6 protein-coding genes are annotated in these 8,172 nt (G+C 41.1%); 4 read left to right on the forward strand and 2 right to left on the reverse strand.

Annotation, left to right across the window (positions count from 1 at the left end; genetic code table 11):
* Positions 1–448: 448 nt before the first annotated feature.
* Complete coding sequence (locus B2V92_RS05275; protein WP_293305375.1) at positions 449–1,396, reverse strand: ROK family protein; 948 nt, start codon at positions 1,394–1,396, stop codon at positions 449–451.
* A gap of 379 nt (positions 1,397–1,775) precedes the next feature.
* Here B2V92_RS05275 and B2V92_RS05280 point away from each other — a divergent pair, with 379 nt between their 5' ends.
* The 4 genes from B2V92_RS05280 (at position 1,776) to B2V92_RS05295 (ending at position 6,613) form a co-directional block, all read left to right on the forward strand.
* The gene (locus tag B2V92_RS05280) at positions 1,776–2,990 is read left to right on the forward strand and encodes a glycoside hydrolase family 88 protein (protein WP_293305378.1); all 1,215 of its coding nucleotides are present in this window, start codon (positions 1,776–1,778) and stop codon (positions 2,988–2,990) included.
* Between the two features lie 12 nt (positions 2,991–3,002).
* Entirely contained in the window at positions 3,003–4,979 is a 1,977-nt protein-coding gene (hepC, locus tag B2V92_RS05285; protein ID WP_293305381.1) for a heparin-sulfate lyase HepC, read from the forward strand.
* Positions 4,980–5,084: 105 nt separating this feature from the next.
* Positions 5,085–5,666: a hypothetical protein gene (locus B2V92_RS05290; RefSeq protein ID WP_293305384.1), complete on the forward strand. Its 582-nt coding sequence runs from the start codon at positions 5,085–5,087 to the stop codon at positions 5,664–5,666.
* Positions 5,667–5,722: 56 nt separating this feature from the next.
* On the forward strand, positions 5,723–6,613 hold the full coding sequence (locus B2V92_RS05295; protein WP_293305386.1) for a hypothetical protein: 891 nt from the start codon (positions 5,723–5,725) through the stop codon (positions 6,611–6,613).
* A 351-nt stretch (positions 6,614–6,964) separates the two neighbouring features.
* On the opposite strand, the gene B2V92_RS05300 is transcribed toward B2V92_RS05295, so the two are convergent.
* Entirely contained in the window at positions 6,965–7,867 is a 903-nt protein-coding gene (locus B2V92_RS05300; protein WP_293305388.1) for an ectonucleotide pyrophosphatase/phosphodiesterase, read from the reverse strand.
* Positions 7,868–8,172 lie beyond the last annotated feature (305 nt).

Here is an 8,172-nt window from a genome sequence, read left to right on the forward strand (position 1 = left end):
TCTTTTGTCTGATTGAGCCCTTTGGGGTTTGTGCAGTAACTACTCAGTTAACGGTTCGGCTAAAACAGCACAAAACCACTGCGTTTCATGTTTGGTAGTACTAATTGTTCTATTTTGCAACTGTTTTTTTGATTCCCACCGCACTTGGGATTGACGGGCGTTCTTCGGTAAAATTTGTCTATTTTTCAAAGCAAGCTAGCATAGCGCCTTAAAAAGATGTGTCCACACGATAGCCTGAAATAGTGCTTCCCCAAAATGAGGTTTGGGAGCGGGAGTTTCGGTTGGTGAGATACCAACCCATAGTGAAGCCTGTGCCGAATAGATATCTCTCCATTCTCTGTGTTAATCCGTGTATTCGTGACTAAAAGGCAAAGAAAAGTTTCGGTTGGCGAGACACCAACCGATAATGAAGTTTCGGCCGGTGAGACACACCGACCGATTGAGTAATCTATTTTAAAGCGTAATCGAAAGCTTTAAATTTCTGGAAAACGTTAGCTGCACAGCCCAACAAGCCGGCTTTGTTACCGAGTTTGGCTGCAGCTACCAATTGTGTGGTTGATGCAATAGGAACGGCCAGGGTTTTGATTCTACGTTCAATTTCCCTCACATAAAAAGCACCCGATTCGCTTATACCACCACCTATTACAACTTTTTGCGGACTAAAAACATTGATAAAACTGATGATACCTGCTGCCAGATAATCGAAATGCTGTTCCATTGCTTCTACCGCGTAATCTTCGCGGGCAAGGTATCTTTCTACCATGTATTTCCCGTCGATTTCTTCGGGCGGATTTGGATGGATTGATTTATAATGGTTAATGAGTGCGGTTACTGAAGCATAGGTTTCCAAACAACCTTTACCACCACAGGCACAGGCAGCCCCATTGTGCTGCACAATAATATGCCCCAATTCGGCGCCACGGTTTCTGAAACCGCCATAGAGTTTATTATCGATCATTACCGCGCCACCGATTCCGGTACCAACAGTTAGAAACACCACATCGCTGCAATCTTTCGCAGCTCCATAGCTCATTTCGCCAAGTCCCATTAAATTGGCATCGTTATCCATTACAATGTTGTGGCGTGTTACCTCCTGCAGTATTTCGCCAAGGGCCAGTTGTTTAAAACCCGGCAGATTATCGGCTCCTGCAATAATTTTGTTGTTATAAATAATACCCGGAAAACCAATACCTACCCCAAGAATAGGATTTTTAAACTTTTTAGCAGAGTTTTGAATGGCCTCCACAATAAGTGCGATAATGGCACCCTGTGTTTTCGCATTTTTTAAGGAGATAATGGTGGAGTACAAAATTTCACCATCGCGGTTTACCACACCACATTTTAGCGATGAGCCGCCAACATCAATGCCTATGGCATACGATTCTTCTGTGTTCATATTATTTATAGCGTCCATTAATTGGAATTAATTTAAAGTTTTTTGTTTTTCCAAAACTGTTGCATTTCTAGATCGATTGTTTTATTTATTGCTGAACGGAGCAGTTTAGTACTCTTCCGGTTTCAGAACCACTAAAATAGCCTGTATCTGCATCCCCAGGGTTAGGTTTCAATCTAAAATCTTTCAAAATTGATTAAAAATAGCGCAAGCCGATGCTATAACACGCATAAACATAAGAAATTACATATTAAAATTAACATCATCTTAACCAAATTCTAAATATTTATGATAATAATCGAAAGTGTTTGTGCTCCTATCCTACTAATTTCACCATTACAATAACCAAATCATTATACCGAATATTCAACACTTAAACACAATGAAAAAAGCTTTTTGCTTAGTATTGCTCACCGCAATTTTTATTAACAGTTATGCCGAACAAAAGCAGCACGATCCACCATTATGGTTAAAGAAAACCGCTGAGGTAATAGCATTGCAGTTAAACAAGGCTGCAATTACTTACAAACCTGGATTAAACCCGCGTTCCATCAACCCGAACGGGACAGTAAGACTGGCCAACTTAACAGATTGGACAACAGGTTTTTTTCCTGGCAGTTTGTGGTATGGTTACGAACTTACCGGCAACCAGAACCTGGCCGTTGAAGCAAAAAAGTTTACGCTGGCTTTAGATTCTGTCCGTTATATTAAAAATACGCACGATGTGGGTTTTATGCTCTACAGTTCTTATGGCAACGCCTACCGCATCACCCACGATAAAACCTATCTGCCCGCTTTACAAGAGGGGGTTGCCAACCTAAACGCACGCTTTAGCCCTACTGTTGGTGCTATCCGTTCGTGGGATTTTTCGTGGTGGCATTTTCCGGTGATTATCGACAATATGATGAACCTCGAGTACCTTTACTGGGCTGCAAATACCTTTAATAAGCCTGAATATGCAAATTCGGCCACTACACATGCTTTAACCACCATGAAAAACCATTTCAGGAAAGATTACAGTTCGTACCATGTGGTAGATTACGATCCAAAAACAGGCGGTGTAATTGCGAAAAGAACACATCAGGGGGTTACCGACGAATCGGCATGGGCGCGTGGACAAGGCTGGGGACTTTACGGATATTCCATGTGTTACAAAAACACCAAGAATCCACAGTTTTTAGCACAGGCCGAGCATATTGCAGCATTTATCATGAACCATCCACGGATGCCAAAAGATAAGGTTCCGGTTTGGGATTTTGATGTGCATAATGCCATAGGTGTTGAGGAAAAAGCGCCAAGGGATGCTTCGGCCGCAGCTGTAATTGCCTCTGCACTGCTCGATTTGAGTACCCAGGTAAAGGATGGCAAAAAATACGTTGATTATGCAGAAGAAATCTTAAAATCGCTTTCTTCTGATGAATACCTGGCCAACCCCGGAGAAAACCAATATTTTTTGTTAAAACACAGTGTAGGGGCTTTTCTTTACAACTCGGAGATCGATACACCTTTAGATTATGCCGATTATTATTACCTGGAGGCTTTAAAAAGATATGTAACTATTAAAAAAATCGATTTAAAAGAACCCGCCAAATCTTAATATCCCAATAACATGAAAGTAAAATATATCATCGGTTTATTTATCCTTACCCTGGCATCTTTGCATACCAAAGCACAGGAAAACCCCATTACAAAAGAAAGTTTTAATGCCATTAACCTCGCTTATCCCGGCTTGGAAAAAGTAAACAAACTTTACAATAGTGCTGCGTACGACGCCGCAGCAAAAGAACTGTTAACTTATTACCGTAACCGTAAAACGGTAAGACACCCTGAGTTTAATGTAGGCGACGAAGCCCGTTTCAGGGGAAAAGATATCGGAAAAGCCAATCAGTTAAAAGCCGATAATGCCCTGCAGCACAAATTCCAGCCACAAAAAGGATATGGTTATTACGATTACGGAACAGACATTAACTGGGATTTATGGCCGGTAAAAGACAATGAAGTGCGCTGGCAATTGCACCGCGTAACCTGGTGGCAGCCCATGGCCATGGCCTACAGAAGCAGTGCTGATGAGAAATATGCCAAAGAATGGATATTGCAGTTTAGGGATTGGGCAAAGAAAAATCCACTGGGTAAATCAAAAGAGAACGACAGCTTCGCCTGGAGACCCTTAGAAGTTTCAGACCGTATCCAGAGCCTGCCCGGAACTTTTAATTTATTTGTAAACTCGCCAAACTTTACGCCAGCCTTTTTACTGGAGTTTTTAACGCTGTTTAACCAACAGAGCGATTATATTGTTAACAACTATAGCGAACAGGGGAATCACCTATTATTTGAAGCGCAACGGGTTTTAGGGGCAGGGAGCATTTTCCCGGAACTTAAACAGGCTGCTGTATGGCGCAAAAGTGGTATCGAAGTACTTAACCGCGAAATTAAAAAACAGGTATATCCCGATGGTATACAATGGGAACTTTCGCCGATTTATCATGTAGCCAGCATCGATATCTTTTTAAAAGCCTATCAATCGGCCAAATTAGCGGGTGCGGAGAAAGAATTTCCGGAAAGTTATATCAAAACCATCGAAAATATGGTGGTGGCAACGGTCAACATCTCTTTCCCTGATTATAACACGCCAATGTTCGGCGATTCGTGGCTCGTAGAAAAAGAAGGAAGGATAAAAGCATTTGCCACCTGGGCCAAGGCTTTTCCGGCCAATGGGGAAATCAAATATTTTGCAACTGACGGTGCCGCAGGTACCTTACCCAATTATTTATCGCATGGATTAACCACTGCCGGTTTTTATACTTTCAGAAATGGATGGAACAACAAATCAACCGTAATGATATTGAAAGCAAGCCCTCCGGGCGAGTTCCACGCACAGCCAGACAACGGTACTTTTGAACTTTGGGTAAAAGGCAGGAATTTTACGCCTGATGCCGGGTGTTATTTATACAGTGGCGATGCAGAAGTAAACAAAAAACGCAATTGGTACCGTCAAACTAAAGTACATAGCACGCTTACATTGGATAACCAGAATATGGTGATTACCAAAGCGCAGCAGAACAAATGGGTCACCGGGAAAAATTTAGATATTTTAACTTATACCAACCCAAGTTATACCGATTTAAACCACCAGCGCACCGTACTTTTTATTGATCAGCAGTATTTTCTGATCATCGATCAGGCCATTGGCAAAGCCACCGGAAACCTTGATGTACATTTTCAACTGAAAGAAGATAGCAAACCTATTTTCGATCAGGTTAAAAATAAGGTTTACACCACTTATAGCGATGGCAATAATTTATTGATCCAGTCTTTAAACAGCGATAAAATCAACTTAAAAGAGGAAGAAGGCAAGGTTTCTTATGTGTACAACCAGGAAATGCAACGCCCAGCTTTTGCATTCGGAAAAACTAAAAACGATGCCAAAAGCCAGATTTTCGTTTCGCTAGTTTTTCCTTTTGAAGGCGATAAAGCTCCGGAAATCAGCCTGAAAGAAAATCCGGACAACGATTTCGAAAAAGGCGTACTTAACCTAAGCCTGAACATCAACGGCAAAAAAAGCGAGATCAAAACAGCAATCAAATAATCATCAAAGCGGTAATCTTTAAAACATTACCGCTTTTCTTTTATCAACCAATAACAGATGATAATGAAATATTGACAACCAAAAAAATCAACTAACCAAAACCACATGCAAAAAAAATCACTTGACTTTAAAAAGTATACAGCAATGGCGGTATTACTTTTAGCCTGCTCCTGCAGTAAAATGAAAGATGGCCTCACCAGCCAAAGCAAAGATCCTGGCTTAAGCATTCCAAAATTTTCGACAACATCATCAGGAAGTTTAAACTATGGCGATACCATTTTGAACGTAACCTACGAAAATGGCACTACCAATTCGGGCATTACTGGCGTAAAACCAACCAATGCCACAGCAACAGATGCAGCCTATATGGTATCTACAGGGGAAACCAGTAATTACGCCATTGCCCATAAGGTAGTTTATGGCGATCAGGGTTATTACTCTGATGGTAACTGGCGCAGTGAAAGCGATGCCCAGCGGTTCATCCCTGCCCGCTATTTCCCGGGCGACGAACGCCGCTACGAGTTTAGCGTTTTATTGAAAGACTGGCCTGTTTGGAACACGGGCGATCCCATTAACGAAAGCAACTTTTTCCAACTGAAGGTATCAGGCGGAGAAAATGTGCCACTAATGTTGCGTACGCAGAGAAATGTTGTTAAGATATCATTAGCAACCTGCAGCCTTATGTAAACCAATGGATCCAGTTTAGGATTGATGTACTTTGGGCCACTACCAATACGGGTTATATGAAAACTTACATGAAACTACCGGGCCAAAGCAGCTTTACCCTGGTAGACCAAAAAACAAATTATGCTACTTTTACGGGTGATGTTAATGCCGGAAATATAGGTTACATTAAATGGGGTTTATATGTAGTGCCACCAAATAACAGCCGCACAGTTTATCACGATAACATCAGGATCATTAACCTTAACCATCCTCCTATCGACGCTGGTTTAATTTGGGGCAACAGCATTCCTGATGCCAACCCAGCTTACCTGGATGGCCCTTATACTATTGCATCGAATATTACAACCCCTACCTCGTATAACAATACTACCCATGTTTATCAGCATCCGAATATTAAATACGTGGCATCGCAAAATATTGTTTATAGTAACAGCATCGGTCCGGCACCAGATCCAAACGATAATGTAGTGGGTACACCATGGTCTGATTTTTCGCGTGAAACATTATCTGCATCGGGCGTATCAGCCGGATCACCCGGTCCCAGTGCACGTTATTTACTAACTGGATGGGCAAATGCACCATCGGCAGGTACTGCATCGCCTTTCGATCCGACCGAATATTATGAATTCCATTTAGAGCCGCAGAATGGTTACTATTTTAATTTTGGTGATGTTAAATTTACAGTACTTAGAGGCAATACCACACACCCAAATCAGTTTGTACTCCGCTCCAGTGCTGATAATTTTACGAGTAATATTTCTGCTCCGATAAGCATTACCGGTACTACTACGCCAACTGTAATATCATTTGATGCATCGGCACTCTACAATATCAACAACGCAGTTACTTTCAGGCTATATGCTTATGGCGCTACAGCCACCAGTGGCAGTATGCTTGTTGGCGTTAACGATTTTCAGGTAAACGGGCAGGTTTTACCAAACCCTTAGTGTTTGCTAAATAAGAATTAGAGTCGTCTCGACTTCGCTGCGCTCTGCTTATAATGATGTCTATGTAAATTACTAAAAATCAGCAGATTTTTTTTTCGACATAAGACATTTAAAGGAGCATCTAAGCTTAGATGTTCTCAGGTGGCTTAGGTGGTAAATCAAACAGCATAATGTTTATTTTTTATCACCACCTTAGGCACCTGAGATCACCTGAGTTTTACAGGTGGAAAAATTTAAAACTAATTTAACCATCATATTAAAACGTCATACTTACTTTTTTTCAGAACTAAGCCCTGATGGTTAACGAAATGACGACATTTAGTTAATCCCGAGCATCAAAATCTCATTTCCTTACTTAAACACATTTTTCGGTGCGGTACCCGTCCATGATTCGGGAAGTTTGCTGATTCCAAAAATTTTGGCCAGCACCAAACTTGTATTTTTATTGCTGTTAAAGGATGTGATTATACCTCCTTTTTTTATCTGCGGACCTGTTACGGCCCATGGCACCTGCATTTCTATCATCGATATGCCTCCATGGCCCTTATTGATGCCTCCATGATCGGTAATCAATAAAATGTGCATATCCTTGTAAAGGCCATCTTTTTTCAATTTATCAAGCAAAAGGCCTATTTCCACATCAGCATCTTCAATGGCTTTGATGTATTCGGGTGTCATCCATCCAAAACCATGACCGGCATGGTCGGTATGCACACTGTATAAAAAAGTTAAGGTTGGATTTTGTTTGTTTTTCACCATAAAATCATAAGCCTTTTGGTAATTCCCCTTGTATTCATCTTTTTCCTCAAACGATACCTCATCCAGGTATTTTTTATTGATAGGATTGATTAACTCTTTCCAGTTATAGTAATAGCCTGTTTTAACTGTCGGAATGGTTTCTTTCAATACTTTAAAGATTGAAGGATAATAGCCATCCTGATCGGTTTCCAAAGGCAATAAAGTATGTTGTTCCAATGTCCAGTTGTTCGCCGTAATGCCATGCTCCTCAGGGCCCGAACCTGTTAAATGGCTTGTCCAGTTGGGCAGTGTAACCGATGGCATTACCGGCCGGGTGGTTAATGATAATACACCATCTGCAAATAACTTGTCCAGATTGGGATGTTTGGCCGTTTTATATCCTTCGGCACTAAAACCATCAAGTCCGATGATTAATACATGGGCCGGTTTGTGCTGTGCCATTGCAGAGAGCGAAAGCAGACTTAATACCAGCACTTTAATAAAAACTGTTCTCATAAAATTTATATAGGGTCTAAGCAATAAAATTAGCGAATTTAATTATAAACAAAGTTTAGTATTTGTAAAATAATAGTGATGTTTTTGTGAAGCGGATGGCGGTTAGCGCTAAGCGTAAACTTGTCCCGAATATTCAGGAGTCGAAGGGTAAAAAATTAAAAATCGTCCGAAGTCGGTGGTCCGAAGTCCGAAGCCTATTGGCTGCAAGGCCAGTTAACAGTTTTCAATTTGCAGTTGGTGTAAGCAATCGCTAGGAACAATTAGCCTAGTAAACAATTCCCAATGAACAAATGACCAATGAACTA

Source organism: Pedobacter sp. UBA5917 (genome assembly GCF_002432345.1).
GTDB lineage: Bacteria > Bacteroidota > Bacteroidia > Sphingobacteriales > Sphingobacteriaceae > Pedobacter.

Excerpts from the sequence above, each read along its gene's own strand:
- B2V92_RS05275 (WP_293305375.1), bottom strand. The coding sequence starts at position 1,396 with ATGAACACAGAAGAATCGTATGCCATAGGCATTGATGTTGGCGGCTCA.
- B2V92_RS05280 (WP_293305378.1), top strand. The coding sequence starts at position 1,776 with ATGAAAAAAGCTTTTTGCTTAGTATTGCTCACCGCAATTTTTATTAAC.
- hepC (WP_293305381.1), top strand. The coding sequence starts at position 3,003 with ATGAAAGTAAAATATATCATCGGTTTATTTATCCTTACCCTGGCATCT.
- B2V92_RS05290 (WP_293305384.1), top strand. The coding sequence starts at position 5,085 with ATGCAAAAAAAATCACTTGACTTTAAAAAGTATACAGCAATGGCGGTA.
- B2V92_RS05295 (WP_293305386.1), top strand. The coding sequence starts at position 5,723 with ATGAAAACTTACATGAAACTACCGGGCCAAAGCAGCTTTACCCTGGTA.
- B2V92_RS05300 (WP_293305388.1), bottom strand. The coding sequence starts at position 7,867 with ATGAGAACAGTTTTTATTAAAGTGCTGGTATTAAGTCTGCTTTCGCTC.